The organism is Oceanihabitans sp. IOP_32, assembly GCF_009498295.1.
Classification (GTDB): Bacteria; Bacteroidota; Bacteroidia; order Flavobacteriales; family Flavobacteriaceae; genus Wocania; species Wocania indica.
Map to the genome: position 1 here is coordinate 2,690,330 of NZ_CP040813.1, position 15,968 is coordinate 2,706,297.

15 protein-coding genes are annotated in these 15,968 nt (G+C 33.0%); 3 read left to right on the plus strand and 12 right to left on the minus strand.

Annotated elements, in window-relative coordinates:
- Positions 1-22: 22 nt before the first annotated feature.
- The 7 genes from FEZ18_RS11245 to FEZ18_RS11275 form a co-directional block, all read right to left on the minus strand.
- Positions 23-649, minus strand: coding sequence for a hypothetical protein (locus FEZ18_RS11245; RefSeq protein WP_153268410.1), 627 nt, complete (start codon positions 647-649; stop codon positions 23-25).
- On the minus strand, positions 636-1,070 hold the full coding sequence (locus tag FEZ18_RS11250; RefSeq protein WP_410505152.1) for an RNA polymerase sigma factor: 435 nt from the start codon (positions 1,068-1,070) through the stop codon (positions 636-638). The genes FEZ18_RS11245 and FEZ18_RS11250 overlap by 14 nt, the downstream gene beginning before the upstream one ends.
- An 86-nt stretch (positions 1,071-1,156) precedes the next feature.
- Positions 1,157-2,020 carry a TraB/GumN family protein gene (locus tag FEZ18_RS11255; RefSeq protein WP_153268412.1) on the minus strand — a complete coding sequence of 288 codons (864 nt, stop codon included), beginning with the start codon at positions 2,018-2,020 and terminating at the stop codon, positions 1,157-1,159.
- 258 nt (positions 2,021-2,278) lie between these two features.
- Positions 2,279-4,288 (minus strand): ATP-dependent nuclease, encoded by a 2,010-nt coding sequence (locus FEZ18_RS11260; RefSeq protein WP_153268413.1) that lies wholly within the window; start codon positions 4,286-4,288, stop codon positions 2,279-2,281.
- A 237-nt stretch (positions 4,289-4,525) separates the two neighbouring features.
- A protein-coding gene (locus tag FEZ18_RS11265) for an IS3 family transposase (RefSeq protein WP_410505112.1) occupies positions 4,526-5,685 on the minus strand; the annotation gives its coding sequence in 2 pieces (ribosomal slippage) (positions 4,526-5,454 and positions 5,454-5,685; 1,161 coding nt in all).
- A gap of 14 nt (positions 5,686-5,699) precedes the next feature.
- Complete coding sequence (locus FEZ18_RS11270; protein WP_153268414.1) at positions 5,700-6,380, minus strand: ATP-binding cassette domain-containing protein; 681 nt, start codon at positions 6,378-6,380, stop codon at positions 5,700-5,702.
- Positions 6,373-7,293 (minus strand): ABC transporter permease, encoded by a 921-nt coding sequence (locus FEZ18_RS11275; RefSeq protein WP_228122726.1) that lies wholly within the window; start codon positions 7,291-7,293, stop codon positions 6,373-6,375. The genes FEZ18_RS11270 and FEZ18_RS11275 overlap by 8 nt, the downstream gene beginning before the upstream one ends.
- A 532-nt stretch (positions 7,294-7,825) precedes the next feature.
- Between FEZ18_RS11275 and FEZ18_RS11280 the strand changes: the two genes are divergently transcribed.
- The 3 genes from FEZ18_RS11280 to FEZ18_RS11290 all read left to right on the plus strand — a co-directional run bounded on the left by FEZ18_RS11280 (position 7,826) and on the right by FEZ18_RS11290 (position 10,811).
- A complete protein-coding gene (locus tag FEZ18_RS11280) occupies positions 7,826-8,341 on the plus strand; it encodes a tyrosine-type recombinase/integrase (RefSeq protein WP_228122728.1) in 516 nt (171 codons plus the stop codon).
- A 22-nt stretch (positions 8,342-8,363) separates the two neighbouring features.
- Positions 8,364-9,523 (plus strand): IS3 family transposase gene (locus FEZ18_RS11285; RefSeq protein ID WP_410505112.1). Its coding sequence is split into 2 segments (ribosomal slippage): positions 8,364-8,595 and positions 8,595-9,523, totalling 1,161 coding nucleotides; the frame shifts between segments, so codons are not numbered across the junction.
- Positions 9,524-9,677: 154 nt separating this feature from the next.
- A complete protein-coding gene (locus tag FEZ18_RS11290) occupies positions 9,678-10,811 on the plus strand; it encodes an IS91 family transposase (RefSeq protein WP_153268406.1) in 1,134 nt (377 codons plus the stop codon).
- A 199-nt stretch (positions 10,812-11,010) separates the two neighbouring features.
- On the opposite strand, the gene FEZ18_RS11295 is transcribed toward FEZ18_RS11290, so the two are convergent.
- The 5 genes from FEZ18_RS11295 to FEZ18_RS11315 form a co-directional block, all read right to left on the minus strand.
- Positions 11,011-12,207 carry an IS256 family transposase gene (locus FEZ18_RS11295; protein WP_153267032.1) on the minus strand — a complete coding sequence of 399 codons (1,197 nt, stop codon included), beginning with the start codon at positions 12,205-12,207 and terminating at the stop codon, positions 11,011-11,013.
- A 214-nt stretch (positions 12,208-12,421) separates the two neighbouring features.
- Positions 12,422-13,081, minus strand: coding sequence for a hypothetical protein (locus FEZ18_RS11300; RefSeq protein WP_153268416.1), 660 nt, complete (start codon positions 13,079-13,081; stop codon positions 12,422-12,424).
- 2 nt (positions 13,082-13,083) lie between these two features.
- On the minus strand, positions 13,084-13,428 hold the full coding sequence (locus FEZ18_RS11305; protein ID WP_153268417.1) for a hypothetical protein: 345 nt from the start codon (positions 13,426-13,428) through the stop codon (positions 13,084-13,086).
- 6 nt (positions 13,429-13,434) lie between these two features.
- Positions 13,435-14,184 carry a hypothetical protein gene (locus tag FEZ18_RS11310; RefSeq protein WP_153268418.1) on the minus strand — a complete coding sequence of 250 codons (750 nt, stop codon included), beginning with the start codon at positions 14,182-14,184 and terminating at the stop codon, positions 13,435-13,437.
- Positions 14,185-14,474: 290 nt separating this feature from the next.
- Positions 14,475-15,968 (minus strand): HNH endonuclease signature motif containing protein, encoded by a 1,494-nt coding sequence (locus FEZ18_RS11315; protein WP_153268419.1) that lies wholly within the window; start codon positions 15,966-15,968, stop codon positions 14,475-14,477.

Genomic DNA, 15,968 nt, shown 5'->3' on the forward strand with positions numbered 1-15,968 from the left:
TGCTTAGTTATTGTGGGCAGTGTTATTCAGCATTAACTTGGTCCAATGTTTTCTCAATATTTTTTATATACTTGCCATAGAGATGATTTGTCCACCAGTTTGTAATATACATAATTAAAATTGAGATTAATAAATAGCCAACTATATATAATATTAAGTGATTTGAACTAATATTAAAAGTGATAATATCATATAACAACGATTCCTCAAATTTAGCTTTCCCTGTAAAAACTACGAAAGCCAAAAGTGGTAATATTAAACTTCCAGATACTATGGCCGTTTTGTAAACTTCTAATGTTAAATTAAGTTCGTGAATTATATTTATTAGAACCTGTTTAGAGTTTGTTGATATATCTGAATTACGTTTAAGGAAAACACTCATTTTTAATAAATAAGTAACAGTAATCAATGTAATTATAAATAATAATACGAAATATAAGCCTTTTGCAATTTCATTTATTTTCAAAAAACTCGGAATAATAAATAAACAAATAAAAACTAAGATTTGGGTTAAAATTTCATTTCTTAAGTTCCGTCTCACTTTTTGAAGTGGTAATTGAGTTGTTTTTAATTCTTTAATGTTCTGTGGAATTGTCTGGTCATCCATAATGTCAGATTCCATTTTACTTTTTATATTATCTAAATTCATATCCTTGATTTTTTACGATTTCTTGTAATTTACTTTTTGTTCTATTTATTTTGACACGAACATTTACTTCAGAAAGCCCTAAATTCTCAGCTATTTCTTGACCTGAAAACCCTTCAATATATTGAAGTATTAACGCTTTTTCAATTTTGTTCAACTTCTTTACAGCTTTATAAAAATGAACTAATTGCTGGTCTTTTTCAGTATTATAACCTTCAGGCTCAATTGGTTCAATTTTTATTGATGTGTATTTATCAGGTTTCCGTTTCTCTTTTTTAAAGAATACAATTGCTGTGTTTAAAGCTACTCTATACATCCACGAAGAAAACTCACTATTCCCTTTAAAAGAATTTAAGGACTTCCATAATTGTAAAATGATTTCTTGAAATAAATCCTGCTGGTCCTCAAGTTGATCAAAGTACATTCTGGAAACTTTGTATAGAATACCTTTGTGTTGATGGATTAAATCTAAAAACTCCTGTTCTGTTATTTTCATCAATAAAATTCTATTTAAAAAACTGGCGTTACTGTATAGCCCTTTTCTCTTAAAAGATGGATAATACCATAGTCATTTACTAAGTGTGCTGCACCTATTGCAAAAAGATTACTTCTCTCTTTCATCATAACTGGCATCTTTTTAACCCAACTTTTATTTCTATCTATTTGCATTATTTTTGTGGCATTTTCATCCATATATTGCTCTTTAGAAATTAAATTAACAGTTTTGGTAATTTCTTCTTTATTGTAAAACAAAATAGCATCATTGAAATCCTTTTTGTAAGAATCGAATAGCATAAGCTGTTCAAGAGCAAATTCTGTTGGATAGGCGTTTTTTATAATCTCAATTTGTTCCGAGACTTTTTCTAAACTGAATATCGGTTTTTCGCTTTGAGTTGCTAATAACGTGATTTCATTTTCTAAATATTTGAATGTAGTGCAAGGCAACATTTTAGATATTAAAATAGAATTTAAAACTGAAAGACCATACGAATCAAAATTTTTTAAATCTACACCTGTGACCTTCGTAACAAGCTCATTTAATTCATTGTATTTTTCAACCGATATTTCATCCGATATTTTTTTCGGATTACTCATTGATTCTTGAAGTTCCTGCATCTCCTTTGGGTCGGATAAATTGACTTCTAATACTAATGCGTCAACGTTTTGAAGTGTTTTAATTACTTTTTCAGGAATTTTGAAGTCATTTTCACACATTATGTGTAGAGTTCCAAATAAATAGGAAGGTTCATTTAAGTCTGCGTGTTCTACTTTCCATAAAACAGAATTCTCCTGTTTTATTTTTTCTTGTGCTTTTGAAAAATTGATAAATAAGACGATTGCAAAGAATGCAGTAATAAATTTTGAATGTTTCATTTTTATGTTTTTTTAGAATTCGCTTGGTAAGTATTGGAATCTAAAATTTGTTACAAAAAAATAAAAATTGCTCTTAATTGTAGAAGTATTTGAATGTGGTCTTATTTTTTTTCCATTGCCCACAACGGTCTCGTATAAGAATAGTAGCGGATTTTTACGCACTTACTTTTCAGTTTAACGTAGACTTTTTTTTATTTACTTACTTTCGTTTTAGCGATTAAACCGCTATTATTTTTATACATTGTTGCCACCAGTACTTTATTCAGCAACTCTATCAATGATAGATTCAGACCATTCCAATTTAGTTATCTGCTTAACTAATTCATCTATTTTGCCATCTATTAATTCTGGTGTCTTGCAAATTTTCTCTGAAAAATATCTTGCAGTTAATGGCTTACTATCGCTACTATATAAGTCTTTAGCTTCTGCCTTAATTTCGTCATAATTTTCTATTGTTTTATGAAACTCCTCCTCAAAATCTTGTTCCCAAATAGAATAGTTTGAATTTATACTTGTTGGTGGAAAAAAGAATAAATCCTTTGTTGTTTCGTGTCCAAGCATTTGAAGAATCTCTTTATTCCTTTTGGATTTGTTAATAGCATTTTTTCGATAATCACCTGTTAATTCTTCAACAGGATTGGTTGGTTTGTCTCCATCAAAAATCACATAGCAAGGAATTCTAAACTCATTAAACATTAGTAATAAATATGAAATTGTATCAACTGAACCAGCATTTATGAGTGAAATACGATTCGTATCAATATCAAAACCTTTTGTTTTAAAATAATTAGGCAATGAATATTTCTCAGTTTCTCCTTCAATTAAGATTATTTTCTTTGCGAAAAAACCTTCATTTTTTGTTTCATCAATAAGATGATGAAATCTGTGTCTAATACTTAATTCATCAATTTCAATTCCGTAAATGTTATAATAATGATTTATGATTTGTTGAACACTTAATTCGTGAGAAACTGTTTTGGGATTTTCTTCGGAAGACTTTCTAAATAGTCTTATTTGGTCAAAATTGTCTACTGATATAAACAGACTATCGTGCGTTGTATAAACTACTTGGTCATTTCCCTCTGAAATTTCTTTTAAAAGGTTGTAAGTAGCTCTTTTTAATGGTGGATGTAAATATATTTCAGGTTCTTCAATACCGATAATGATATTACTTTCATTAGTTTTCTTTCCAAAATCGAATGTATTGTAAGTTCTTAATAATGAAAATAGTGCTAGTCTTTGAATTCCGTGTCCTTTTTCTGTAAGTTCTGAATCATAGCCATCATTGGCGAATACTTTCGGTTGGGGAAAAACTACGTCTTGGATCTCTGGCGAACCAAATTTTAATTCAAGCGAACAGCCAATATCAAAACCTATATTGTCGTTAAGGGCTTTATTTATTCTTTCAATTTTCGATTCTCCTTCCTCTGTCGTGTCAATTTTTTCAATTAACTCTTTTACTAGAGCATCAGTCTTTGTTTTAAATTCTTGTTTGATTTCTGTCGAAACTGAACTTGAAAGCCAATTAATTAATTCACCTAAAGCACTTGTTTTAGTTACTTTTAAGTCTTCTGATAAATTTTTGATTGCTGGTATATAAAAGAATTTTGGAAGATTAGCTTTTAACTTACTTTTCCATCCTAAAACTTTCTCGCCTCCAGTTATTTGTTCTTTAGGAATTTCATCATAACGCTCTTCATTTAATTGAATTAGTTTATTCAGAAATTCTTCTTGTGTTGGTTCTTCTTCACTTTCAAAGAGTGTTTTGAAGTCAAAATCACCAATCTTTAAGTCCGATTTCCACCATTTTTTTAAGTTGGCTTTTGTTGGCTTTTTGTCCGCAACTGTCCAAAGATACTCTTCTGTAGGGATTTGCTTTGTTCCGTGTTTTGATTCTATATAATCAATATCTTCAATTGTGGCATCTTTTAACTCAACTCCTTCTTCCTTTGAAATTGCTTCAATATATTGAGTTATTGTCAATTCGCCTTGGTCGTCTAAGTGTGTCTTGAATGTTGTAAGTTCATCTTCGTTCAAGTTTATAAACTTTACTGTTATGACTATCGGTTGTAAATAGTCATTATGATGAAAACTTTTTGTAGAAATTTTTGTCTTTGTAAAATTAAAAAACAGGTCTAACGCTTCGAGAACATTTGATTTGCCTACACTATTTTCTCCTATTAAAGATGTTAAGTCATTGAATGAAAATTCAATTTTTTCAAGTCCAAATGTTTTGAAATTTTGTATGCTGATATTCTCAATTTTCATTCAAGCGTGATTTTTTTCGTATTGGTGGCAACGTGTTTGTGTATGATTAGTTGCGTGTTTTGAGCACTAAAGTTAGTAAATAAATACAGATAGAAAGTCCGCGAGGACTTTCGCAAATTGGCTAAAACCAGCAATTAATTATACACGGTGTTGCCAACCGTTATTTATTTTAATTCAAGTTTGTCAATTCTATTTCCGATTGTAAATTGGACTACCTAATAAATTTGGTACTATTTTTTAAGCTACATTTTTATTGTTTTTCATTATTAATTCTGCTTCCATTTCCATTGGAGATTTATAGTCTAAAGCGGAATGAAGTCTTTTACAATTATACCATTTAATGTACTGTTCAATAACTTTGTAAGCGTCTAAATAGTAATTGAAAACATATCTATTTGTACATTCGTATTTTATTGTTTTAAATAGGCTCTCTGCAACAGCGTTATCCCAGCAGTTCCCTTTCCTGCTCATACTTTGCGTTATTTTCTTACTAGAGTTTAAAACGCTGGTCATTTTATTCGACGCATATTGTACGCCTCTATCGGAATGAAAAATATGATTGTTAGTTATATCCCTATTCTTTCTAGCTTGTAACCAAGCTTTGTAAACGGTGTTTTCAGTATCCATATTTTCAGTCAATACCCAGGATACTATTTTTCTATCTGCTAAATCTAAAATAGTTGTAAGGTAATTCCATTGACCACCAACTTTTATGTAGGTAATGTCTGAAACCCATTTTTCGCCTAACTTTGTGCTTTTAAAGTTTCTGTTTAGCATATTGTCTGCTAGAGCAAAAGTATGATTAGAGTCGGTTGTACAAACTCTAAACTTTTTGCTTAGTACGCTCCTTAAACCCAGTGATTTCATAATTAAAGCGATATAGGACCTTGAGTAAACAATGCCCTCACGTTCCAATGATTTTTGGATACGTAAACTGCCATAAATTTGTTTGCTATCGTTAAAAATAGCTATAACCCTTGATTTTAAATGAGAAACAGAACTTTTCTGACCTTTATATTGTCCAACACGTAGCCAAGTGTAATAGCTATTTTTACTAACTCTCATGCACTTACACATCTTTTCAACAGGAAATAGACCAGTATTAAGTTTAATAAACCGGTATATTACTTGTCGCTCTTGGAAAAGATGCTTACCGCCTTTTTTAATATATCACGCTCTAACTTTACATCCTTTAATTCCTTTTCTAAGGCCTTAATTTTAAGCATTTCTGATTGGCTGTTATCTTGTGAAGTTGTTGTATTAAACTCTTTGTCCCATCTATGGATGGAAGCTTGACTAACCCCAAACTCTTTCGTGAGATCCTTTACAGATTTACCTGAATTTAACAATTCTACTAAGGTTTTTTTAAAACTTTGATCATAAACTATTCTACCCATTTTGCTAAGTTAATTTATTCACTTAAAAACGTACCAACAAAACTAGACATTCCATATTCTTTCATTTCCTTTTCCAGAATATTAAAATCATCTTGATCTACTTTCTTTAGAATTTTTCCGTTTTTCATTAAAAAAATTTCATCACAAGTATTCGCTAAAGTTGAAAAAATATGAGATGAAATAATTACTGTTTTCTCTAATTTTTTAAATCTTTTTATTATTTCAGTTATTATTAAATTACTTTGTATATCGATACCATTGAAAGGCTCGTCAAGAATAAATACATTATTTTCCTGTAAAAGTATGGCAGTTAAAGCCAATTTCTTTTTCATTCCAGTCGAGTATGTTGAAGCATATTGATTTAGCGGTAAATCAAATATGTTTTTGTCCTCAATATTTGTTAGTTCCGTTTGTCTTGCATTGGCAAGTAATTGTATATACTCTTTTCCGGTAATTTTTGAGAAAAAGTATGGTTCTGTTAATAAAAGTCCTAAATGGTCTTTTAATTTAGCATAGTCGGATGAGATATTTCCTTTAAAGTTTTCAAGTCCTGAAATACATCTAAATAGAGTTGTTTTTCCTGCTCCATTTTCTCCAACAATTCCATATACTTTACCTTTTTTAAATTCTAAATCTATTGAATTTAAAACTTGTTTTTTACCATAAAACTTAGATAGTTTTTCAATTTTAATCATTTAAAATGGTATTTAACTTTTTAATTGATTGGGAATAAAAGAGAGGAATAAATATTAAAAGTATTGGTGGAAACATAAAACTTATTGCAATTAAAATTCCTTGAGACATATTCATTTCGTTCGGGAAAGACGAATATTTAGCAAAAATTATTGTCGTGAGATAAGCATAGCACAACAGAAGAAGTACAATTAAAATATCGATTTCTCTAAAGAATGAAATACTTAAAGCTATTATGATTGGTAAGCTTAAAAATGTAAAATATATTAAGCACGTTTTCGTTTTTTCTATTAAAAATTCTTTAGACGATAAATTGTAATTCCAGACAAAATATTCGTTTTCTATTTTTGAATAATATGAAAAGCAAGTTAATCCAATCAATAGCATAGAAAAAACACCAAGATTAAAATTTCCAACTGATACAGAAATATATGTTAAGAAATAAGCTATTGGAAAAACATAAAAAGTCTTTCTAAAGCCAACTGTAAATTCAAATGGTTTTTTGTTAAATGGTGTTGGTATTGTTACATTTAGATTTGTACTAAAATTGAACAGCGTGATAAATATTATAAACAAATTTAATATAGCAGAAAAGATAAATTGTTTTTGATAAATTAAATAAAGAGTAAAAGGCAAACAATAGATAAGATTTTCTGTTATTCTTAACTTTCTATACTTGTCTTTATTGAAGATAGATTTTAAAAAATCATTTCTTTTAGGTTCACTTAATTTTGAAACGAAACTTATTGCCAATAATCCATAAGCATAATTTGCAAACTCTGTTTTTTCAAATAGATAATTAGTCAGCAAAATAAAAATAAATGGTAAAAGTGTATATCCAATCAAAAGTGGCATTCCGAAATCAATCATTTTTCTGTTTAGCATTTTAAATTGAAGTTGGAAATATTCTTTCATTCGCAATTTTTGTATAATGGTTGGCAACGGTTTTGTGTATGATTAGTGGCGTGTTTAAGCACCTAATTTAGCAAATAAAAACCGAATAGAAAATCCGCGAGGATTTTCGTAAGTAGGCGAGAACCAGCCATTAATTATACACGGTGTTGAACTAAACCTAAAGGTAGCTTCACGAGACAGTTACATCACGATTCACTACCTTTAGGATCAAGGTTTAATCTAATACTCAATATTATGAAAAAAAAATGACACTCTCATTGAAAGAGCCATTATTTCCGTTCCAGAGTTTGCAATACTCTACCACAAACTCAAGCGCTCCGTTGAGCTCGCTGGTAAAAGCCAGAGCACACTTACCAACTATGCCCGCTGTCTAGCGCACATCGCACTCCATTTTAACTGTAGTCCACTTGAGCTCGATGAGGAACAGATCTTAGATTATCTACACGTTTTAAAGTCACAACATAAGACCCCTTCAGATAGTTTTTTCAAGCACACGGTTTATGGGCTTCGCTATGCTTATCGTGTCTTTGGGATGAAAGAAATGCGGGTCATACTTCCTTCTATTGAACGCCCCAAGAAGCTCCCCGTGGTATTAAACCAAAGGGAGGTAAAAAAACTGCTTCGCACTCCAAGACTGCTCAAGCACCGATTGGTACTTGCCATGCTCTATGGCTGTGGGCTCCGCAATTTTGAACTTCGCAACCTACAACGCAGGGATCTAGATTTTGACAGGAAGTTGCTGCACGTGCGCCAGGGCAAGGGGCGCAAGGATCGCTATGTTCCCTTATCCGAGATACAGATCCGTGGCCTTAAGAAGTACCTACAGGCAGAGAATCCGGTCACTTGGTGCTTTACCGGCAATGATAGAACAGGCAGTCCGGCGCAGCTTTCCTCGCAAGGGATACAGTGGATCGTGCGTGAGGCCCGCAAGCAAAGCGGTATTACAAAGGAGATTACCGCCCATATCCTGCGCCATAGCTATGCCACCCATCTTTTGGAAATGGGTCTGGACATTATGGAATGTCTAGTTTTGTTGGTACGTTTTTAAGTGAATAAATTAACTTAGCAAAATGGGTAGAATAGTTTATGATCAAAGTTTTAAAAAAACCTTAGTAGAATTGTTAAATTCAGGTAAATCTGTAAAGGATCTCACGAAAGAGTTTGGGGTTAGTCAAGCTTCCATCCATAGATGGGACAAAGAGTTTAATACAACAACTTCACAAGATAACAGCCAATCAGAAATGCTTAAAATTAAGGCCTTAGAAAAGGAATTAAAGGATGTAAAGTTAGAGCGTGATATATTAAAAAAGGCGGTAAGCATCTTTTCCAAGAGCGACAAGTAATATACCGGTTTATTAAACTTAATACTGGTCTATTTCCTGTTGAAAAGATGTGTAAGTGCATGAGAGTTAGTAAAAATAGCTATTACACTTGGCTACGTGTTGGACAATATAAAGGTCAGAAAAGTTCTGTTTCTCATTTAAAATCAAGGGTTATAGCTATTTTTAACGATAGCAAACAAATTTATGGCAGTTTACGTATCCAAAAATCATTGGAACGTGAGGGCATTGTTTACTCAAGGTCCTATATCGCTTTAATTATGAAATCACTGGGTTTAAGGAGCGTACTAAGCAAAAAGTTTAGAGTTTGTACAACCGACTCTAATCATACTTTTGCTCTAGCAGACAATATGCTAAACAGAAACTTTAAAAGCACAAAGTTAGGCGAAAAATGGGTTTCAGACATTACCTACATAAAAGTTGGTGGTCAATGGAATTACCTTACAACTATTTTAGATTTAGCAGATAGAAAAATAGTATCCTGGGTATTGACTGAAAATATGGATACTGAAAACACCGTTTACAAAGCTTGGTTACAAGCTAGAAAGAATAGGGATATAACTAACAATCATATTTTTCATTCCGATAGAGGCGTACAATATGCGTCGAATAAAATGACCAGCGTTTTAAACTCTAGTAAGAAAATAACGCAAAGTATGAGCAGGAAAGGGAACTGCTGGGATAACGCTGTTGCAGAGAGCCTATTTAAAACAATAAAATACGAATGTACAAATAGATATGTTTTCAATTACTATTTAGACGCTTACAAAGTTATTGAACAGTACATTAAATGGTATAATTGTAAAAGACTTCATTCCGCTTTAGACTATAAATCTCCAATGGAAATGGAAGCAGAATTAATAATGAAAAACAATAAAAATGTAGCTTAAAAAATAGTACCAAATTTATTAGGTAGTCCATTATGAGCGTGAAGGACCTCTTGGGACACGCAGATATTCAGACCACTCTTATCTACCTCCATGTGGCACAATCAGGTAGGCAAAAGCCGTTCAGTCCGCTGGATAGGCTTTATGGTCAATAGGGATGTGCTGTCCCGATCATGAAGTAGCGCACGTATTGGAGCGCAACAGGGAGCACCTTGCCAATCATTGTGCCAACAGTTGGCAAGTCCGCACCCTGCATGCCCTGCGCAAGTGCCGCACCGCGGCCCTTGGCGGCCACATTGATTGTTGTAATAATCCTGCCTGTTATAAGCTCCATCTTAGCTACAACAGTTGCCGTAACCGTCATTGCCCCAAGTGCCAGGGACACAAGAAGGAAGCATGGATCCAGGCAAGGGAGGCAGATTTATTAAAGGTTTCTTACTTCCACGTGGTCTTTACCCTGCCCTGTGAGCTGAACAGGTTATCTCTGTACGAGCCAAAATTGGTGTACAACCTTTTGTTCACAACGGCCTGGGGCATCGTTAAGGATTTTGGCGCTAATCCCAAGTTCTTGGGTGGCAGGATGGGAATGGTCGCTATACTGCACACTTGGGGGCAGAACCTCTCGTTGCACCCACACCTGCACTGCATTGTCCCGGGAGGTGGGATTACCAAGACTGGCAAATGGAAGAACACCAAGAGCAAGGGAAAGTACCTGTTTCCGGTAAAGGCGATGAGCATAGTTTTTAGGGCTCGGTTTGTTGCTGGGCTGCGCAAAGAGCTTGGAAAATCACAACCCGCTTCATTTTACGAAAGCCTGTTCAAGAACCAGTGGGTGGTCTATTGCAAACGCCCATTCTTTGGGCCTTCACAGGTAGTGGAATATCTAGGGCGCTATACCCATAAAATTGCGATAAGCAACCATCGTATAAAAAGTCTTGAAAGTGGAAACGTACGGTTTATGGTAAAGGATTATCGCCAAGGGGGTAAGAAGTCGGTACTTGCACTATCCGATGCCGAGTTCATCAGGCGTTTTTCATTGCATATCCTGCCCAAAGGGTTTACCCGCATCCGGCACTATGGTATCTTGAGCAGCTATTATAAAAGAACCATAATCCCAGAACTACAAAAAGATCTGGGCAGGCCAGAACTAGCGGAAAAAGTACTTTTAAAGCACCGCAAGTGTCCCAGCTGTAAAAAAGGAAACCTGGTTACCATTGCAACCTTCCCCGCTCGTGGACCACCGAATGGTTGGCGCGAAGAGATCGAGAAACACCTAAACAGACCAATATGAAAAAAACGCAAAACCGACGTAACGGGACTGCTATGGCCAAAACTGAAGAAAACACATCAAAGCAGTAATGAACAAGGAAAAGTAAGTCCTAAATCTGCCATATTCTTTTAATATTCCAAAGAAAGGGAGGTCAAAAACTCCCAAAACAGACACTATCCCATTAAGTGTGTAAACTTAATTTATCGAGGGTTTGACTTTCTTAAAGTTGAACCCTTTTTTCAAATATAGTTAAAAATTGGTTTAAAATAATGCCCCAATTCCTAATAGGCATTGACCATTTCTTGGTAGCCTCCCTTAATGCTAAAAATGTGGATTTCATTACAGCTTCATCGGTTGGGAATGAGAGCTTGTTTTTGGTGTATTTCCTAATTTTTCCATTGAGATTTTCAATAAGGTTTGTAGTGTAAATGATTTTTCTGATTTCAACCGGAAACTCATAAAAAGCAGTAAGCTCTTCCCAGTTATCCCTCCAACTTTTGATGGCATAAGAATACTTGTGTTCCCATTTTTCAGCAAAGTCCTCCAGGGCGGCCTTAGCGGCGCTTTTGGTAGGTGCATCGTAGATGTTTTTCATGTCTTTTGTAAACTCCTTTTTATCCTTCCAGACCACATAGCGACAAGCATTCCTAATTTGGTGTACCACACATATTTGAGTCTTGGATTCAGGGAACACGTTTTTAATGGTGTCGGTAAAGCCATTAAGGTTATCGGTGGCGGTAATAAGCAAATCTTGAACGCCTCTGGCTTTCATATCGGTCAAGACGCTCATCCAGAAGGCTGCCGATTCGTTCTTGCCCAACCAAAGCCCCAAGACTTCCTTTTTGCCGTCTCTACGAAGCCCTACGGCAATGTACATGGTTTTGTTGATGACTTTGGAGTTTTCTCGTACCTTGAAAACGATGCCATCCATCCAGGTTATTAAATATACAGGTTCTAGGGGGCGGTTCTGCCAAGCCACAATATCGTTGGTAACTTTATCTGTGATGCGTGATATGGTGGATGTTGATACATCAAAACCGTAGACCTCTCGGATTTGTTCTTCGATATCAGAATTACTCATACCTTTGGCGTATAGACTGATAATTACGTTTTCTATGCCATCGACCATATTGGTTCGCTTAGGGACAAGCATGGGGTTAAAGGAGGCTTCCCTGTCCCTAGGTACTTGAATGATACTTTCACCTAAAGCGGTTTTTACCTTTTTGGAAGCATAACCGTTGCGTGAGTTCGGATTGGGCGATTGTTCGTGTCTGCTGTAATCTAAATGAGCATCCAGCTCGCCTTCCAGCATCTTTTCAATGCCTCGTTTTTGAATGGACTTTAGAAAAGAGGTTAGTTCTTCTCCTGTTTTAAACTGTTTTAAAAAGTCGTCGTTTAATAAATCGTCTTTGTTCATCGTGTATAAAATTTAAATTAATAAAAAAATATCGAGGGTTGCAACCCTCGATATTTTTAAACTTTACACACTTTGTGAGATACTACCCCAAAACAGAAAAAACCAACTCCTAAAAATCCAATCCAAAACAGACCATTCCCCATAAGGGCGAACCGACAAACACCGGTTCAGTCAACACGGCATTCATGTTGGGTCGTACCGACCACACGAATGCTTAGTTATTGGCTACAGTTTTTTTTAAATATTCCAATTCGTTCGGTATTTCATTTGTCAGGTGTTCATTCCATTTATACCAACTAAAATATTGGCTAGTATGTTTGATGAAATGTAATTCTATTTCTTTTTTATTTAATGAGATTATAGCTTTCCTCGGATAAGTATTTCCTATTTTTTTTAGCCATTTAAGCTCTTTTAGTTCAATGTTGTTTTTTTCAGACTGATAACTTAAAAAATTAGATGAACTTGTGCCTATAAAAATACATAAATCAGGATTTAATTTTTTTGCAACATTAAAGAATACTTGCCAAGCAATTTCAAAATCATTTTCGGTTGGTCTCGATTTATTTGATTCCATAGGTCTCTGAATAAAATTATAAAACGAAAAATAGCTCCATAATAATTCAGCGTTGAAAGAGTCATTTCCAATTAGGGCTCTGTGAAAATTCGGAAATATTTTTGTATTCCAATAATATCGATTAATTGCTAATTCGTTTATTACAATTTGAGTAAATAATGGATTGTTGTGTTTTTCAATAGAATTCTCATCGTTACCTAGATAGTGGCTTTCTCCAACTATTAATACTTTTCTCCCATTAACGCCTTTTTGATAATTTAATCCAACATAAGGTTGCCATTTAAGGTTTTTAATATCCATTTTTAAGAGAAGATAATGTGATTAGTTTTAGTTTGATTATACTCTATTAATTTTTCTCTTAATACCCGTAAATCTTTTTTTGGTAAAAATCTTGCAGAAACAGAACCACCTATTGCTCTAATAGTAATATCAGAACCAAATAAATGTTCGTTAATTTCAATTTTTCGGATATATTTAAAGGAAATTGTATTGGTGTCAGTTCCTATATAATAAAGGTTTCTTTTTAGAATTGTAATCGTTTCTTTGTTTAAGTCGAGTTCTAAAGTCCAAGGACTTAAAATATGCTCAATTTTCCCATTAATAATTAATGTAAATATATTTGATTTGGTGTTAAACAATTTATGCATCCTTAATTAATATTTATCATAATTACTGTAATCAACTATTGGTGGTTCAGGATATTTGTTTTTGAATATGAATTTACCAGCCAGATATTTACATATATAAAATACAATTAATGAAACGATAGCAGAAATGCTTAATGCATAGATTGTGTGTAACTCCCAATTTTCTTTAAGTGCTAAAAAATATTCTGTCCTTTCGGTAAAAATTTTATCGTAGATTTCAAAAACTGAAAGTAATGGTTTCTTAAAAAAATATTTAAGCGAATAATAGAAAGCAACAAACCAAAACAAAAGAGCATATATTGCTCCGTAGTATGAAACAAAATAATCCTTAAGATAATTCCATTTGTCATTTGGTTTTTCTCTTAAATAAAATAAACGCCTTTTACTTTTGTCATAGATATCGTTTTCAAAATTCAGTTGATTATTAATTTCTTTTCCTCTATTACGTCGATTAGAAATTGAGCCATCTTGGTTTCTTGGTAACCCTTCGTTGTCAGCGGTTGCCCATAAATCATCTATGTTGCTTTTTGATGTTCTAAAATCATTTAGGGATTCCAAAAACTCAATTTTTTCTTGATTGTCTAACCAAAAATCAGAAATATCCTGATTTGGATAATATTTTTGGTTTTTTTTCCATTTGTAGAGTTTTATTAGAGTGTATATTATCCAAGCGATTGGAACTATGGGTAGGATTATTAATAATCCAACAAGCATCCAAAAAAAGATTCCTCCAGCATTATCATTCTTTTTTGCCATATTTTTAGGTTAAGTTAATTAGTTTGTCGGTCAAAATTGTAGCCAACGGTCTTGTATATGAAAAGTAGCGGATTTTAAGCACTAACTTTTCGGATTATAACAGACCTTTAATTTATTCATTTTCTTTGGATTAAGCGATATTAAACCGCTATTTTTTATATACGTTGTTGTACACTGGCTTTTTTCCATTCAGATTGTCATTCAGCGTTGGGAAAGACATACTCTTTTGCAATTTTTGGCTTGTGTGTTGGCTTTAGCGAATTGCAAATGTGTATGGCTCTATGTATTGGCTATTCAGCAATTAATTCAAGTAATTCAGTTGATTCTTCTTCGCTGATAATACTTTTCTTCAATAATATTTCAATATGCTTGGTTTTTAACATATTTAGTTTAGTATGTATTTCTTTAAATTGATCTAATGTTATAGCATTAGTTTCTCTAAGTCTTGAGTAAAATTGCTCAACAATATCTATTCTTGCAAAATGAATTCTTGAATGACAATTTGGACATAACACTAATAAGTTTTGCAAAATATCGGGACCTTCTTCTTTAGTATTATATTCAATAATATGATGGGATTCAACAAAATTGTTACCATTTTTATCTATAAAGGTTTCTTGATTACAACCTTGACAAACGTATAGTGCTTTCTGTTTTGATATTTCTCTAATTAACTCGTCTCTTCTTAATCTTTCGGACTGAGAAGAAATTTGAACTGTTCCTGACTTGGCACTTGCTTTTTTATTCGCTTCATTTAAAAAGTCTTGATCAGCTTCAAGCAATTCAGCTATTAATTCTGCTCTATTTTTTGTTACCTTACTTGCTATATCGTCATTTATGTCTAATTGCTCTACTTCATTTAACAACGATTCTAATTCTACTGTCTCAGGTAATGTCTCGCTTGAAAATAATGATGATGAAAACTCTGTTAATGAGACTAAACTGTCATTAACATTATAATCTATTAATCCTACTGCATCCATCAAAATGAAAAATGCATTGAATTTAAAATAGGGTTGTTGTGATGCAGAATATTTATAGTAATTACCTTGTTCATCTTTCCATCCCATTCTTTCGAAAAAAAGCTCAATTTGATTTTCTCTATTAGATGGAAAATCACGTCCTATTGAAATTGCATTCTCAATAATTTCATCTTCAGAATTTAAAGAGTAGTCTGGTCTACCAAAGAAGATTGATAATTCAAATCTTGTACAAGGTCTATTTAGAATATAGAGGTATTTCAAAATGGCCATTGCTGGCCTGAAATTCAAATTACGATATAATTCAAAACTATTTAAGTTGCTTAATCCAGAACTATTTAATGTGTTTATGGAAAGTATCTTATCTCTGAGAAATGTTTTTAATATGGAGTTAGGAATTAGGAAAATTTCTTCGGTAAAACTTGACAAAACTCTTCGACTTCTATTATTTCCGAATTCTGTGTTTGATAGGAGCTCAAGTAAACTTGCAAGCTCCATCCAATGACGAAATTTTCTTCCTTGATTATCCCTATAATTACCTTTTATATCATTTATTTCGGTTAGTTCAAAATCAAACAATGCTTCAAAATCTGCATTAGGATTTTCTATTGTGTTATTCTGTAGAAAAAAATGAAGTTCGACATATATTTCTGAGAGAGATAATCCTTCTATTGGGAAAGAACTTTTTACCGAATAAAGATATTCACCCAGTGATTTTACTTTTATAATATCAAAGTTAGAAAAACTGTCTCTTGGCAGGTTGAATACTTCATTATGAAATCTATTAAAACTTTGTAAATTCAT

What these genes read in the sequence shown, in the direction of transcription:
- FEZ18_RS11255 (WP_153268412.1), bottom strand. Translation starts at nt 2,020, where the DNA reads ATGAAACATTCAAAATTTATTACTGCATTCTTTGCAATCGTCTTATTT.
- FEZ18_RS11245 (WP_153268410.1), bottom strand. Translation starts at nt 649, where the DNA reads ATGAATTTAGATAATATAAAAAGTAAAATGGAATCTGACATTATGGAT.
- FEZ18_RS11290 (WP_153268406.1), top strand. Translation starts at nt 9,678, where the DNA reads ATGTGCTGTCCCGATCATGAAGTAGCGCACGTATTGGAGCGCAACAGG.
- FEZ18_RS11280 (WP_228122728.1), top strand. Translation starts at nt 7,826, where the DNA reads ATGAAAGAAATGCGGGTCATACTTCCTTCTATTGAACGCCCCAAGAAG.
- FEZ18_RS11275 (WP_228122726.1), bottom strand. Translation starts at nt 7,293, where the DNA reads ATGAAAGAATATTTCCAACTTCAATTTAAAATGCTAAACAGAAAAATG.
- FEZ18_RS11270 (WP_153268414.1), bottom strand. Translation starts at nt 6,380, where the DNA reads ATGATTAAAATTGAAAAACTATCTAAGTTTTATGGTAAAAAACAAGTT.
- FEZ18_RS11250 (WP_410505152.1), bottom strand. Translation starts at nt 1,070, where the DNA reads ATGTACTTTGATCAACTTGAGGACCAGCAGGATTTATTTCAAGAAATC.
- FEZ18_RS11315 (WP_153268419.1), bottom strand. Translation starts at nt 15,968, where the DNA reads ATGAATTTACAAAGTTTTAATAGATTTCATAATGAAGTATTCAACCTG.
- FEZ18_RS11305 (WP_153268417.1), bottom strand. Translation starts at nt 13,428, where the DNA reads ATGCATAAATTGTTTAACACCAAATCAAATATATTTACATTAATTATT.
- FEZ18_RS11295 (WP_153267032.1), bottom strand. Translation starts at nt 12,207, where the DNA reads ATGAACAAAGACGATTTATTAAACGACGACTTTTTAAAACAGTTTAAA.
- FEZ18_RS11310 (WP_153268418.1), bottom strand. Translation starts at nt 14,184, where the DNA reads ATGGCAAAAAAGAATGATAATGCTGGAGGAATCTTTTTTTGGATGCTT.
- FEZ18_RS11300 (WP_153268416.1), bottom strand. Translation starts at nt 13,081, where the DNA reads ATGGATATTAAAAACCTTAAATGGCAACCTTATGTTGGATTAAATTAT.
- FEZ18_RS11260 (WP_153268413.1), bottom strand. Translation starts at nt 4,288, where the DNA reads ATGAAAATTGAGAATATCAGCATACAAAATTTCAAAACATTTGGACTT.